The following is a 13,465-nucleotide window of genomic DNA, read 5'->3' on the forward strand; positions in this document are numbered from 1 at the left end:
TCCCAAAATATTTATTTGTTGGGTTGCGCTGCGCTTAACCCAACCTACGTTTTTTCTGGACTCTTGCTCACGCTTCTGGTTCAATACCCAAAGCACGTAATTGTGCTGTTAAGCGTTCAGCCCTTTGGCGTTCCTGTTCGGCTCTTTCTTCACCAGTCAACAACAAATTACCTTGCAAATCCCAGCAGCGCAACCAGGGTAATTCCATATTCTGATATGAGTCTTGCCATATACCTAACTCAACTCCCAAATGAGGTATAGGATAATGTCCACGCTCATTTGCTGGTAATGGCTGATACTGTCCTTCAATTAGGTGATAAACTTCTACACTGGCTTTTTTCACTTCATAAATGCCATAGAAGGGAGGGCGAATTACCTGCTCATAAATCCAAAATTTCCCCTTCCAAGGAGTTTTGTCTCGCTCCTCGCTACCATCTCCAGAGACAAATTCTAAAACAATCAACGGGGCAATAAATTCTCGCCACAGCACATAAGAGCGTCGTGTTTGTCCATCCAGTAAGGGCGGTACATTCGGGACATAAAACCAGTCGGGAGCTTCTGCGCCTTTTTCTGGGGGGTCAGTCATGCGCCAGTAAATACCGCTATCTTGACCAATACAGTACTGTCCATCAGGGTGGAGTTTTTGCAGTATTGGTTTAATGGAGTCAGTTAGTAGAATGCTTTGGGGATGTTCTTGGAAATTCTTCACAAATGTGCCATCAGACTCTGGTAGCTGCGTATGGTCTGGGAAAGGGGTGAGTTCTTCAGTGGCTGGATTGGTTGCAGAGGTCATAAAGCTACCTTTGCTTAGTAGAGTGAGGGTTGTATTTAGTCTAGCAGTGAAAGGAGGGGCTTGACGCTGGCATTTGACTTTAAATATTCTCCACCCACAGAAGATTATTTATGTAAGTAGTCTTTTGTATAAAATCGCTAGGTTTAGATCCCCGACTTCTTCAAGAAGTCGGGGATCTTTTTGTTCGCGAAGTTGGAAGAGTGCGCGGCTAGGTATCGCCGATTTTGTCGCAAATATAAACCAAAGGCAAAACCAGAGAAGCGAAATCACTGTGGAAGTCGCTTTTTACCTTCGATGATTAAGAGAGGGAAGGCTAAAAAGTCTTCGCCTGGGCAAATGAGTTTACCTTGGAATAACCAAAAAGTAACTGAAAGTACGGAGGTGCATGAGGTAGCAGAAAAATTTATTCACGCAAATTGTTATGAGCCGCCCGTGCCAGGTATCGGATTTATGAAATGTTGATTATTGCGTGGGAAAGGAGACTGTTATAAATGTTTACAAACTTCTGAAAGCTTTATATATTAAATTTTACAAGTCTCTACACGAGAGAAGAGAACTATATAACCCTGATTTACGAAAATCGGAATCGGTAAGTGTCCCTTCGGGGATAAGGTAGCATATATGACTTGTGACTCTTCTATCCACTCTTCTTTCTCTCTCCACCCCACGCGATGGCCTAAGCGTCCTATATCGCCTTCTCTCACTCTACCACCAAAACGTTTATATATCCATCTGAATGGGGCAAGAGCCTTCTTAAAAGGCGAACTTGTTCGATTTCCTTCTAAGATTCCACCCTCTTCAAGATATATTTCTTTCTGAACACTAAATCTAAAGTGTCCATTACTATAATCAACCCAAAGTTTGTCAATAATTCTCAAGTCTTCACAGGGAAATTGCTCAATGTCTTTCAGTTCCAGATAACCTTGTTTTTCACGTCCCGCCACTTCCAGCATCACTTTTAATGTTTCCTCATCAGCCTCTTTCCACATACCTGCGGCTAGATAGTAGGCGAGTTGATGATACTGTTCGGGTATGCGAAACCTAACTAGGCAGAATGTATCTGTTAAGGTTTCCCATAGATAACAGATTCCTGCGTCGCTAAATCGCTCTCTAGTTCTTTTACTCAACCAAGCACAAAACGCATTTCCTTGTGCAAAGCCGATTTCACTGGGTTTGACTTCAATAGTTAAGTCGCTGTTGGTTGTCTCTAAGATGAACAGCCGATATTCTGCCTCAGTAATCTCAGTGTTATCTACTAATTGTACTGCCCAGATTTTTTTACCTGCGTCTGTCGTGGTAATTGTAGGCTGGTTTTCGTTCTCTGAACTCCCGACAAAACAATCTTCATTCAGGTGATATAGCCGTTTTTGCAGTTGCACTGATGCTGCTAATTTAAAAACTTCCACGTCATCTGACCTCAAACCCTGTTCTACCTTGTCCAGTAGTTTCTGCTCTTTCTCCCGACTAACTCTGAGCTTGTTCTGCAAACACTCGTAAGCGAGGGTTAGGGTTGCTACAGTTGGTTTTGTGCAGTAGTGAATGAACGCACAAAATAAGCTGGGGTATCTGGCAGAGGAGCTTGATTGTAAGCTTGTGGGCGCGATGTCAAAATGAACGGTAATTTCTGCTTATACCCTCTGAGTTGCTGAGAAACCCAATTACTTACCTTCCGTCGCTCCTCATCGTCCCCAATTTCATCAAGTCCATCTAACATTACCAGACACTTGCCATTATTTAGTCCGGCAAGATACTCCGCCCCAAATCTATCTGTAAGTGTTGTCCACCATTTGGGAATTTGAGTAGCAAGTAACCAATCCAGAAACTTATCAATCTGTGGACTGAGTTTGCTACCAACTTTGATGACTAACCAGATACCACCAGCAGCCAATATACAAAGTCCTGCATTTTTCCAATCGGTTTTACGCGCAAAATCCAGTGCAACACCAATTAAAGCCCCAGGAATACCTAAACTGACAAGCTTGGAATCTAGGAGTTTCCAAAAGCCTTCAAGGTTGAGGAGTGTGTTCTGGTCTTTTGGGTCTTCTGCCATCGATCGCTTGTGTAGTAAAACCTGCTAATAGGAGTATAAGCGATTAATGATACGTAAGGAGGAGCAATAGGCTACGCTCCAACGGAGGTGAGAGAACCAAAGGAGGAATGTCAAGATAAGCAGATGTACCTTTGGGTGGTTAAGTCAAGTACCTGAAATATTTATTAATATATATAAGTGTAACTTCAAAATCAGGAGTCCCAAAAGTTTTGACTAATCAAGCACCAGATTCTGTATCCACGGAGCAAAAGATTATGAAAGACAAGCAACAATCAGACTCTCAGCAATTTGTAGGTCATCTCAAAAACGGAATTTGGCTATTCGGCCTTTCATCTTGGGTATTTGGTATCACAGACCGTAGTATCGCTTCCTTTGCGGATGGCTATCTATCGGCTTTGGATTTGACGCAACTATTTACAGCTGCAACCTTCTTTACAGCATGGTTATTTTTGAAACCTGCAAGAGTTTAAGTAATTGATTAAAACGTAATTTGAAATTGGGAGTGCAGTCGAAAAGTGCGTCTATGCTTTCTCACAGCCTAAATTCGGCGTAATTATGAAAAAAACTACGAATTACGCCAATTTTTAATTTGCGTGGTTTCCAGAGTTAGGGAATCACTGAACAGTTATCAGACGGATGTTGGAAAATTGAAACGCGCCGCTAACTGTGGAAATATTTTTCTAAAAATAAATTAGTCAGGATTAGTGCTGTAATGCTTGTATTGTAGGCAATTTGACAGCAAATTTGTTATTCAAACTATCCCCAAAAACTATGATTGTGTAGCTTATTTTACTTAGTATACATTAATTGCTTGCAACTGTTCACCCTTTAGGCAGACGAGTTTAAAAAACCAACAGGTTACATTTTTGAGCTATGTGTGCTTTTATTATGCATTGAAAAAATGCAGATTTTAAGCTCATGAGCAGATGGAAAATTATCGAAAATAAAAATAAGCCTTTTGGAGATTTGCAAAAGTGAAATCTTACTTTTCAGGATTTTTAACTCAACCAGAGGTACAAACCCACTCTTCTCTTAGACACATCACGAAAGTTGCAGTTATTATTGAAACTCATCAGAAGTTCAATTCTTTATGCTCAGTACTAGAAGATATTGGCAAACAGAAATTATATCAGACGAAAATTGATGTCTATATTGTGGACAATGATTTAAATAGCAAGATTCAAGGATATTTACAAAAATTTAATTTTGCTCATATTAAGGTTCTCCAACCAAGCAAAAAGCCAGGTGACTCTAGCAATTTTTATTATGGGTTGCAATTTGTGAGTAAGCTTAAATATGATTATATCTGGCTACTTGATGATGATGTGCATCTAGACCCTCTGGCTCTCAGTACACTAATTACAACCTTACAAGAATATGATGAAGTAGGCTTAGTGGGTTCTCAAGTTTATTACCGCAAAGAACCTAAGACTATTCAGGAGTTTGGTGGATTGATTAATGGTAAGCAAGTACAATCAAAGATAAGCTGTGGCAAAAAAGAGAATATTTTAAATGAGGAACTACTCCAAAGTAAACCTTATATTAGAGTGGAACATTGTACATCTAAATCGCTTTTATTGCGCCATCGGGTATTGCAGCATATTGGAGTATTTAAGAATTTCTGTCTTCACTTTGATGATGTAGATTTGTGCTTGCGCGTAAAAAAAGCTGGTTGGATTATTGCTCTTAATCCTAGTTCAATTATTTGGCACAATTCAGAGAATCTGGGATCTAGTTGGATTGATTATTACAATGAATGCAATCTTTATTATTGGCACAAGTACAGACCTGACCTTTTGTAATAGATTGTAAAACTAGCAAATCTATGAACTATAACTGCATAATTTGGATTTGTAAATCAGCAATAAGGGATAACTTATCCAAGTTTAGAGTAATATCAAGTTCGTATGACTATTTGTAAATAAAGCTTTCTTCAGCTTGGGTTTAACAAAGTGAAACTCACCATAACTGGTAATTTTTGGGGTTGGGTTATGCCTTCGGCAAACTACATTAATCTTCTATTACAAACCAACCTACTTTAATTATAAGTGATGGTCTGAACATGATATGAAATCTGCCTTTAACTGGGCTTGATTCTACGTTTCCAAACATACCAAGTATTTTCTGAAAAATATGGCAATTGATTGTAGCTTTACTACCTTGACCTCGGAGACACCTGAGATAGTGTGCTTGTCTAATTTGCGGTGGAATTCTGTTCACCCCAGGTTAAAACACATTTTAAGTCGCTGTACTTCACAAAGGCGAGTATTTTTTATCGAGGAGGTGATTTTTACTGACCAACTAATGGGGCGGTTAGATGTTAGACAAGATAGAAGTGGTTTAGTGATTGTGATTCCATCTCTGCCAAAACGACTGAGTGAGGAGGAGGTAAACGCAGATTTACAGAAATTGCTTAATGCTTTTTTTCAGGAAAATCATCTTGACAATTACATTTTCTGGTATTGTACATCTAAAGCGATCGCCTTTACCCGGAACCTGCAACCCCAGGCAGTGATATACGATTGCATGGATGAGTTACCCACCATTAAAAGCATACCGCCAGCGCTCCAGGAATACGAGAGTGAAATGTTCTCGATAACAGACTTGGTGTTTATTATCGGTGAACAAAGTAGCCAAGCCATTCAGGTACATCAGCACCCGAATATCTATGCGTTTCCTATTAGTGGGGATTGCGATCGCACTTGGCATACAATGATGAAGCTGATAGATTTTGCCATTGCGGCGCGTCAGAATGAAGACAAAAGCCATTCTCATCAAGTAATACAGGGTTACAAAGCACCAGAAACCTTAAAAACAGATTGGCAATTTGATTACTTAATTGTCGGCGCAGGATTTTCTGGAAGCGTCATGGCGGAACGTTTGGCGCGTCAGTGTGGTAAAAAGGTGCTAGTTGTGGACAAGCGTAATCACATTGGTGGTAATGCTTACGACTATTATAATCATGATGGCATTCTCGTACACAAATACGGCCCCCATATCTTTCACACCGACTCCCAGGAAGTCTTTGAATACCTGTCACAGTTTACTCAGTGGCGACCTTATGAACATCGGGTTTTGAGTAGCGTCGATGGTCAAATGCTACCTCTCCCCATCAATTTAGACACCATTAACCAACTTTATGGAATGAACCTAAATTCATTTGAGGTGGATGAATTCTTCAAATGTATTGCTGAACCGAAAGAATATCTTCGCACCTCAGAAGATGTCATAGTCAGCAAAGTTGGTAAAGACCTGTATAAAAAATTCTACCAAGGCTACACCCGCAAAAAATGGGGACTCGACCCTTCAGAGTTAGATAAATCAGTTATTTCCAAAGTTTTCACCCGTACCAACCGCGACAACCGATATTTTACCGATACCTATCAAGCAATACCTCTGCACGGTTATACTCGGATGTTCGAGAAGATGTTAGACCATCCTAATATTAAGGTGATGCTGAATACCGATTACCGAGAAATTCAGCAGGTAATCCCTTGGCGTGAGATGGTTTATACGGGGGCGATTGATGAATTTTTCGATTATCGTTATGGCAAATTACCTTATAGGTCTATTCATTTCCAGCATGAGACACATAATACTTCTGTGTTTCAACCAGCGCCAGTGATTAACTATCCCAATGAACATTTATATACCCGTGTCACAGAGTTTAAGTATTTAACTGGACAGAAACACCATAAAACTAGCATCGTTTATGAGTTTCCCCAGGCGGAAGGTGAACCCTATTATCCTGTACCCCGTCCTGAGAATCATGAAATTTACAAAAAATACAAGGCGTTGGCAGATGCGATGCTAGGGGTGTATTTTGTGGGACGGTTGGCGACTTATAAATATTACAATATGGATCAATGTGTGGCTCAGGCTCTCTATGTGTATCAGCAAATCAAGTCTGTGAAAGTGGTAAATAGTAATTAGTTTTAAAGCACCTTGTAGAGACGGCAATTTATCGCGTCTCAAAAATGTGATAAAGATCCCCGACTTCTTTAAGAAGTCGGGGATCTGAAAACCTCGCTGTTGTGATATATTTCACTTTTAAAGGATGATTAAGAGGAGTATAATGCCTCGCCCAAAACGCAATTTACAATCAGAAAGAAGGACTCATTGGGGTAGTCATTTTTTACCTTCTTTGAAGAATAAGGGTAAGAAGAAGTCACCGGGACAAATGAGTTTACCGTGGGATAATCAACGAGTCACTGAGGATACTGAGGTGCATGAGGTAGCAGAAAAATTTATTCAGGCTAACTGTTATAACCCCGCAGTGCCAGGTATCGGAAATCTGAAATGTTGATTCTACCGTGCTTTTGGGGCTTGTAATAAATCTTTACAAATATCGGAAAGCCTTAGATGTTACAGTTTACAAGTCTCGATGCGAGAGAAGAGAAGTAATACTTCTAAATCTCTCTATACAATAACCTAAACCCAAAACCCCCCCCCTAAACAAAGGGAGGTGTCCTCTAGGGGAAGAGGTGTCAAAAGTTACATCTGAATATCTTATCCAACTATTATTCACTATCCATCCTATGCGATCGCCTAATTTTTCCCAGGCTTTTTCATCATAATTGCCGTCAGCTTTACCGCCTACGCTCAAGTAAATTTCCTTTTGGACGCTGAAGCCAAAGTGTCCATTGCTATATTTTACCCATAAGCGGTCAATTGTGCGTAAATCAGTGCAAGGAAAATTTAAGAGTTCGTCTGGCTTGAAATAGTCGCCTCCTTTCTTACCTACTGCTTTAATCATCACCCTATAGGTTTCTTTGTCGGCTTCTTTCCAGTTTTCTGCTGCTAGTAAGTCGCGCAGTCTGGTGTAGTCTATCCCTTTTTCTGAGTCCAGGTTATCTGTAGCAGTTGGTGGCTGAATAACAGGATGGGAGTTAAGAATCTCTCTAGCCTGAACTGCTGAGATATTTGGCTGAACGTCGAGATGTGAGTTTAGAAGGTCTAAAGCATTTTTATTAGATTGAGACGGCGTTGGAATTATCTGGGGTGTCTCCGGAATTGCAATCACTGGTTGCTCTTGTACTCCTGCACTTCGACCTCTAATGCCACGTATTAAATTTTCTAATGCTTCTTCATCATTTGAACTAGTGAATTTAATCCAAGCCCATTGACTCAAATAATAGAAATCCTCTGGAATATCATTAATACCAGGGAGCAAGATGGGAATCACGCGAAAACCTTTTGCTTTGTTTTTTTTCAGAAAAAATTGGATTATTCCACCAAGTTCGAGATTCTCCTGAAAAGTCCCTAATCCATTTTGACTAATAAAAAAAGCACCTACTTTAGACTCCGAAATCCCTTGGAAGACAACTTTCTGAATATTGTCTCCCGCAAAAATTTGTTCCTTATCTAACCACGGATTTAAACCATTTTTTTTCAGATATTGAGCAATTTTTATAACTTCTGGCTTGTCTAAACTATTGTGAGCAAGAAAAACATCAAACTTAGGCTGTTCCATTTATCACTCCTCCACACCAGCAATTTTAGCCAGCGCCTTCGCGTAATCTTCCAACCCACCGCGCAAAGCTTCCAACTCACTTCGCAACTTGGATTCCTCCGACCAACTCTGCTCATGTTCCTTGGGACTCACCCCCACAGGTCGCCTAGCTTCCCACGCTTGCAACAACGGATGCCATTTAGCCAAAAACGGTCTTAACCCATTATTCAACACAGCAATGGCAATTCCCCCCACAGAATCACGAGAAGCACCCACATCCGGCCCGGCGGCTTTGAGAACTTCGCGAGTCGTGCCAAATAAACTATAAAGAGAGTTCAAAGCTTCCCGTACTAAACCCTGGTCAACTTCCAACGGCTGTACAGCAATGCGCGTCACCAATTCCACATACAGCGACCAAGCGGCTTTCCGTTCTGTGGGGTCAGTATTCCAAGACATGGAACCAATGCCAAAAGGCAGACTGACAGATACAGTTTTCAATACAACGCGATCGCGCATATTTCAATAGTCAGTAAATTTAATTAATTAAGTGTTTATTATAGTATTTTATGTAAATTATTAGGCGTGCTGTTTTAATAAAGTAAAGAACCTCACCCCCATCCCCTCTCCTTATCAAGGAGAGGGGGGAATTTGATGCTGGTTTTGTCAACCAAAAATATTGCGCGGCTTCGTTTTTGCGGTTGTCTTGATAACTGTTCACTGTTAACTGTTCACTGATTTAACTTCCCAGTGCTTTTAACCAGGATTGTAAATCCGTTAAACTCGTAAAATCTAAAAATGCTTCGCTCAAATCTTCGAGACTAGGCAAAGATAAACCAGAAATCGAAGCGCGCATTTCCTCCGATAATTCCCCAAATCGCTTAGTCAACTGTCGAACAATTAGGTTAGCAGCCTCTTCCCTTCGTCCTTCCTCTCGTCCTTCTTCTCGTCCTTCTGCTTTAATTTCTCGGTAAACTCTCGTTTCCTTGAGGGTTATTCCTAACATAGACTCAACCTCCCTTCTGCTTAATTGTTCAAATTTATACACCATAATCGTCGTAATCATCTCTATTATGGCGCGACTTGATGGCGATGTTACATCTTCACTGGTTTTGGTTAACAAATACCTGGGTAGGAGATTGTTGGAATAGTTTGTAAAAAATTGAGTCACAACGCATAAGTTCAAAAAATTCTGCTAAAAATTAAACCTTTTATAGTCTGATAAAGCTTGACTAATACAACGCGATCGCACACATTTATTTATAGTCAGTAAATTTAATTTATTTGAGTTTATTTGAGTTTATTCTAATATAGAACCTAACTCGCAACCCTTAGCCTGAGCAAGCAGAGGGAAAACAAGGATAAAAAATGCGTATTACTGTATACCGACGGATTGCCATTGCTATCTTTTCTAGTAGCCTGATTATTTCCAGCCAAGCCGCTATAGCCACTATTACATCACCCCTACGTAGTCAAAAGGGAATGGTGGTTTCAGCCCATCCGCTAGCCAGTGACGCAGGAATTACGATGTTACGCCAAGGTGGTAACGCCGTTGATGCGGCTGTAGCCACAACTTTTGCAATTTCTGTAGTGGAACCATTTTCAGCCGGAATTGGTGGAGGTGGCTTTCTATTAATGCACTCTGGAAAAACTGGCGAAATCAAAGCTTTAGATTTTCGGGAACGCGCCCCCCTGAAAGCTACAAAAGGTATGTACTTGGATGCAGATGGTAAGGTGCGTCCTAATGCAAGTGTAACTGGCTATTTAGCTGTGGCGACACCAGGAACGGTAGCAGGAATGTATGAAGTACATCGTCGTTATGGTAAGTTACCTTGGGCAGATGTGGTTAAACCTGCGATCGCACTGGCTCAAGATGGTTTTATACTCAGACGTGTATTATCTCCTCGTTATTTGACAGTCAACAGTACAAGTCTCCAGACCATGCTAAATAACCCCGGAATGCGGGAGATTTTTACTCGTGATGGGGACTTCTATCAACCGGGGGAAAGGCTGGTACAGCGCGATTTGGCGCGGACTTTAACAGATATTGCCCGCAGTCCCCACAGTTTTTATACCGGAAATATTGCCTGGGCGATCGCTTCTGATATGGCTAAAAATGGTGGTTTAATTACTCTAGAAGACCTCAAAGCTTATAAACCAATTTGGCGAAATCCCGTTTGTGGCAAGTTCCGTCAAGCTAAAATTTGCTCAATGCCACCACCTTCATCAGGAGGAGTGCATTTATTACAGATGTTAAACATCATCGGTGAAACTGATTTGCAATCTTTAGGATGGCATCACCCTGATGCTTTACATTTAATGATAGAAGCGATCAAAATTGCTTATGCTGATCGCTCAGAATATTTAGGTGATCCCGATTTTATCAAAGTCCCCGTAAAACAACTGATCAGCCCAGAATACGCCAAAAAACGCCGTCTAGAAATTGATATGTCAACGGCTAAACCTGCAAGTCAAATCAAGCCAGTTGATTTACGTTCTTTCCCCACGTCCCTTTCCTGTAGGGGCGGGTTTATGAAGAATTTCGTTTCCCCACAGACTGACTGTTTAAACCCGCCCCTACCCACTCCCCACCTAGCGAGAAAAGAATCGACTGAAACCAGCCATTTAACTGTAGTCGATAACGAACATAACGCCGTCAGTCTGACTTTCACCATTAACTTAGACTTTGGCGCAGGTGTAGTCACACCGGGAACAGGTATCGTTCTTAACAACGAGATGGACGATTTTGCCGCCGCCCCAGGAGTACCCAATGCTTTTGGCTTAGTAGGTAATGAAGCTAATGCGATCGCACCTCGCAAAACTCCCTTATCTAGCATGACTCCCACAATTATCACCGAGAATGGCCGTCTCAGAATGGCGGTGGGGACTCCTGGTGGTAGCACCATCATTACTCAGGTACTGCAAATTATCCTCAACGTGTTAGAATACCAAATGGATGTAGGTGCAGCAGTGTCTGTCCCACGCATACATCACCAGTGGCTACCCGATCAGTTACTTGTGGAACGTTGGGGTTTAGATACACTGACCCTGCAAGAGTTACGCCGTCGCGGACACAAAATTAACGAAAGCAACTCTTGGGGTAATGCTAACGCGATCGAAGTCACCGCAGATGGAGATTTAGAAGCAGCAGCTGACCCTCGTGGTCAAGGTTTTCCCAGTGGTTTCTAATTCCCTACTACAGCATGGCGTAAATATGGATACCCTTTCAAAAGGTTCAAAAGCCCAACGTAAAAGCTTTTTGACTTTTGACTTCCGCCTTGCGGTACTACTCCCTTAAAATTGATTCTGCATAGCTGCTAGTAAACTCATTTGCCCGTGCGCTATGTACTAAAGTCCAGCCAGCTTTGAGAAGTTTTTGATAAGTTGCCCAACCTTTAGAACCACCAGGAATTTGATAGTCAGGGACTGCAAAGTGAGGAAAAGCTGTATAGGGTCGCCAAGGTTGATTGGGTGAGGCTTGCAGATGTAGAATTTTCTCTCCATCGCCACCAGACTTAGATAACCAGCACATTTGACGTTGCATGGCAAACTCCTTTAAGTTTTGCTTGATTGCATATTGGCAGAATTTTGTCAATACCTGCCTCAGCCTTGTGGGATAAATTTTTATTCACCCAGTATTCGTGATTTTGTGTACTAACTAGAATGGCAAAATTATTTAACTGCTATGGGTTGTAATTAATGGCTTCCTGTAGGAAATAAGGATAAACCAACATTTCTTTCTTACCTGACGATAAGGTTAAGATTTTTATCATATTATCTGCGGTTTTTGCGATTGTATGTAGCAAAAACTACGATTTAGGCAGATATTTCCACATTAGAGGCTTTGTTTTGATAGCTACACTAGGGTGGATGGCTGACATTACCTGCGTTTGCAGCATTTCCACAGATGCAAAAAAAATTTGCTACCCCTGTTAATTCCACATATAGCAACCGCCAAGAAGGTTAGGACATTGTTGATTCCTGAAAGCCTTGATGTCGGGGCGGGTTTACTAATATCCTCATTGATATTGAATGATATCTATAAACCCGCCCCTACTTTTGACTTTTGACTTGTTCACAATCTACCGTTACTCTGATTTAATTTCTCGTAAAAACCGTTAAATTAGCAAATACTCGCAGATATTCACCAGGTAAGCATGATGGAAAAGCGCAGATTAGGGACATCAGATATCCACATTACACCCATACTGATGGGGACTTGGCAAGCGGGTAAAGCCATGTGGACAGGAATTGAGGATGCTGACTCAATTAAAACTATCCGCGCCGCCTTTGACGCTGGTATTACCACCATCGATACTGCGGAAGTCTATGGTCAAGGACATTCTGAGCAAATTATCGCCGCAGCTTTATCTGATGTGCGCGATCGCGTTGAGTATGCCTCAAAAGTTTTCGCTAACCATCTCAAGTATGATTTAGTCATAGAAGCTTGCGATCGCTCCTTAAAAAATCTTAAAACTGACTACATAGACCTTTACCAAATACATTGGCCTTCCGGGTCTTTCAATTCCGAAATAGTTCCCATTGAAGAAACTATGAGAGCATTGAATAAACTCAAAGAACAGGGAAAAATTCGGTCAATAGGGGTATCTAATTTTAACCGTGACCAATTAGCAGAAGCCGCACAGCATGGACGCATTGATAGTTTACAACCTCCTTATTCTTTATTTTGGCGGCAAGTAGAAAAGGATGCTATGCCCTTTTGTATAGAAAATAATATTTCTACTTTGGCTTATTCACCCCTAGCCCAAGGATTGTTAACTGGGAAATTTGCCCCAGGTCATAAATTTGACCCTACAGACAACCGTGCTAAAAATAAACTGTTTCAAGGCGAAAATTTTGAACGCGCCCAACAAGCTTTAGAAAAACTGCGTCCCATAGCAACGCGTCATCATTGTAGCCTAGCTCAATTAGCATTAGCCTGGTTAATAGCCCAACCCCAAACAAATGCGATTCCTACGGAGCGCTTCGCTATCGCCGGGGCGCGTTATCCCGAACAAGCACAAGACAACGCCAAAGCTGCTGAGATTCAACTTTCTCAAGACGAACTCACAGAAATCGATACCATTGGGCGCATTGTTACCGACCATCACGATGAAAATCCTGTGATGTGGAATTGGTAATCAAAAACTCCCCTCTCCTTACTAAGGCTACT

12 protein-coding genes and 1 pseudogene are annotated in these 13,465 nt (G+C 41.3%); 6 read left to right on the forward strand and 7 right to left on the reverse strand.

What is annotated here, in order from left to right:
• Positions 1–67: 67 nt before the first annotated feature.
• The 3 genes from ACM0OW_RS19820 to ACM0OW_RS19830 form a co-directional block, all read right to left on the reverse strand.
• A complete protein-coding gene (locus ACM0OW_RS19820; RefSeq protein WP_414551863.1) occupies positions 68–793 on the reverse strand; it encodes a Uma2 family endonuclease in 726 nt (241 codons plus the stop codon).
• A gap of 521 nt (positions 794–1,314) precedes the next feature.
• Entirely contained in the window at positions 1,315–2,280 is a 966-nt protein-coding gene (locus ACM0OW_RS19825) for a GUN4 domain-containing protein (protein ID WP_414551864.1), read from the reverse strand.
• 26 nt (positions 2,281–2,306) lie between these two features.
• The gene (locus tag ACM0OW_RS19830) at positions 2,307–2,843 is read right to left on the reverse strand and encodes a hypothetical protein (RefSeq protein ID WP_414551865.1); all 537 of its coding nucleotides are present in this window, start codon (positions 2,841–2,843) and stop codon (positions 2,307–2,309) included.
• A 254-nt stretch (positions 2,844–3,097) separates the two neighbouring features.
• Between ACM0OW_RS19830 and ACM0OW_RS19835 the strand changes: the two genes are divergently transcribed.
• From ACM0OW_RS19835 to ACM0OW_RS19850, 4 genes are all read left to right on the forward strand, one after another.
• Complete coding sequence (locus ACM0OW_RS19835) at positions 3,098–3,313, forward strand: hypothetical protein (protein WP_414551866.1); 216 nt, start codon at positions 3,098–3,100, stop codon at positions 3,311–3,313.
• A 504-nt stretch (positions 3,314–3,817) separates the two neighbouring features.
• Positions 3,818–4,645: a glycosyltransferase family 2 protein gene (locus tag ACM0OW_RS19840; protein ID WP_414551867.1), complete on the forward strand. Its 828-nt coding sequence runs from the start codon at positions 3,818–3,820 to the stop codon at positions 4,643–4,645.
• 331 nt (positions 4,646–4,976) lie between these two features.
• Positions 4,977–6,776: a UDP-galactopyranose mutase gene (glf, locus tag ACM0OW_RS19845; RefSeq protein ID WP_414551868.1), complete on the forward strand. Its 1,800-nt coding sequence runs from the start codon at positions 4,977–4,979 to the stop codon at positions 6,774–6,776.
• Between the two features lie 142 nt (positions 6,777–6,918).
• Positions 6,919–7,149 carry a hypothetical protein gene (locus ACM0OW_RS19850; RefSeq protein WP_414551869.1) on the forward strand — a complete coding sequence of 77 codons (231 nt, stop codon included), beginning with the start codon at positions 6,919–6,921 and terminating at the stop codon, positions 7,147–7,149.
• Positions 7,150–7,215: 66 nt separating this feature from the next.
• On the opposite strand, the gene ACM0OW_RS19855 is transcribed toward ACM0OW_RS19850, so the two are convergent.
• The 3 genes and pseudogenes from ACM0OW_RS19855 to ACM0OW_RS19865 form a co-directional block, all read right to left on the reverse strand.
• Positions 7,216–8,316: a GUN4 domain-containing protein gene (locus ACM0OW_RS19855; RefSeq protein WP_414551870.1), complete on the reverse strand. Its 1,101-nt coding sequence runs from the start codon at positions 8,314–8,316 to the stop codon at positions 7,216–7,218.
• Positions 8,317–8,319: 3 nt separating this feature from the next.
• Positions 8,320–8,811 (reverse strand): hypothetical protein, encoded by a 492-nt coding sequence (locus ACM0OW_RS19860; protein WP_414551871.1) that lies wholly within the window; start codon positions 8,809–8,811, stop codon positions 8,320–8,322.
• 220 nt (positions 8,812–9,031) lie between these two features.
• Positions 9,032–9,421, reverse strand: a pseudogene (locus ACM0OW_RS19865) (DUF4351 domain-containing protein); the annotation flags it as partial.
• Positions 9,422–9,660: 239 nt separating this feature from the next.
• Between ACM0OW_RS19865 and ggt the strand changes: the two are divergent.
• Complete coding sequence (gene ggt / locus ACM0OW_RS19870) at positions 9,661–11,481, forward strand: gamma-glutamyltransferase (protein WP_414551872.1); 1,821 nt, start codon at positions 9,661–9,663, stop codon at positions 11,479–11,481.
• A 97-nt stretch (positions 11,482–11,578) separates the two neighbouring features.
• Here ggt and ACM0OW_RS19875 read toward each other — a convergent pair whose 3' ends face one another.
• Positions 11,579–11,836 carry a hypothetical protein gene (locus ACM0OW_RS19875; RefSeq protein ID WP_414551873.1) on the reverse strand — a complete coding sequence of 86 codons (258 nt, stop codon included), beginning with the start codon at positions 11,834–11,836 and terminating at the stop codon, positions 11,579–11,581.
• A gap of 616 nt (positions 11,837–12,452) precedes the next feature.
• On the opposite strand from ACM0OW_RS19875, the gene ACM0OW_RS19880 reads away from it, so the two are divergent.
• Positions 12,453–13,433, forward strand: coding sequence for an aldo/keto reductase (locus ACM0OW_RS19880; RefSeq protein WP_414551895.1), 981 nt, complete (start codon positions 12,453–12,455; stop codon positions 13,431–13,433).
• Positions 13,434–13,465: the final 32 nt, after the last annotated feature.

The organism is Anabaena sp. CCY 0017 (assembly GCF_963920885.1).
Lineage (GTDB): Bacteria > Cyanobacteriota > Cyanobacteriia > Cyanobacteriales > Nostocaceae > Nodularia.

What these genes read in the sequence shown, in the direction of transcription:
- ACM0OW_RS19860 (WP_414551871.1), bottom strand. Translation starts at nt 8,811, where the DNA reads ATGCGCGATCGCGTTGTATTGAAAACTGTATCTGTCAGTCTGCCTTTT.
- ACM0OW_RS19820 (WP_414551863.1), bottom strand. Translation starts at nt 793, where the DNA reads ATGACCTCTGCAACCAATCCAGCCACTGAAGAACTCACCCCTTTCCCA.
- ACM0OW_RS19850 (WP_414551869.1), top strand. Translation starts at nt 6,919, where the DNA reads ATGCCTCGCCCAAAACGCAATTTACAATCAGAAAGAAGGACTCATTGG.
- ACM0OW_RS19855 (WP_414551870.1), bottom strand. Translation starts at nt 8,316, where the DNA reads ATGGAACAGCCTAAGTTTGATGTTTTTCTTGCTCACAATAGTTTAGAC.
- ACM0OW_RS19830 (WP_414551865.1), bottom strand. Translation starts at nt 2,843, where the DNA reads ATGGCAGAAGACCCAAAAGACCAGAACACACTCCTCAACCTTGAAGGC.
- ACM0OW_RS19875 (WP_414551873.1), bottom strand. Translation starts at nt 11,836, where the DNA reads ATGCAACGTCAAATGTGCTGGTTATCTAAGTCTGGTGGCGATGGAGAG.
- ACM0OW_RS19835 (WP_414551866.1), top strand. Translation starts at nt 3,098, where the DNA reads ATGAAAGACAAGCAACAATCAGACTCTCAGCAATTTGTAGGTCATCTC.
- ggt (WP_414551872.1), top strand. Translation starts at nt 9,661, where the DNA reads ATGCGTATTACTGTATACCGACGGATTGCCATTGCTATCTTTTCTAGT.
- ACM0OW_RS19880 (WP_414551895.1), top strand. Translation starts at nt 12,453, where the DNA reads ATGGAAAAGCGCAGATTAGGGACATCAGATATCCACATTACACCCATA.
- glf (WP_414551868.1), top strand. Translation starts at nt 4,977, where the DNA reads ATGGCAATTGATTGTAGCTTTACTACCTTGACCTCGGAGACACCTGAG.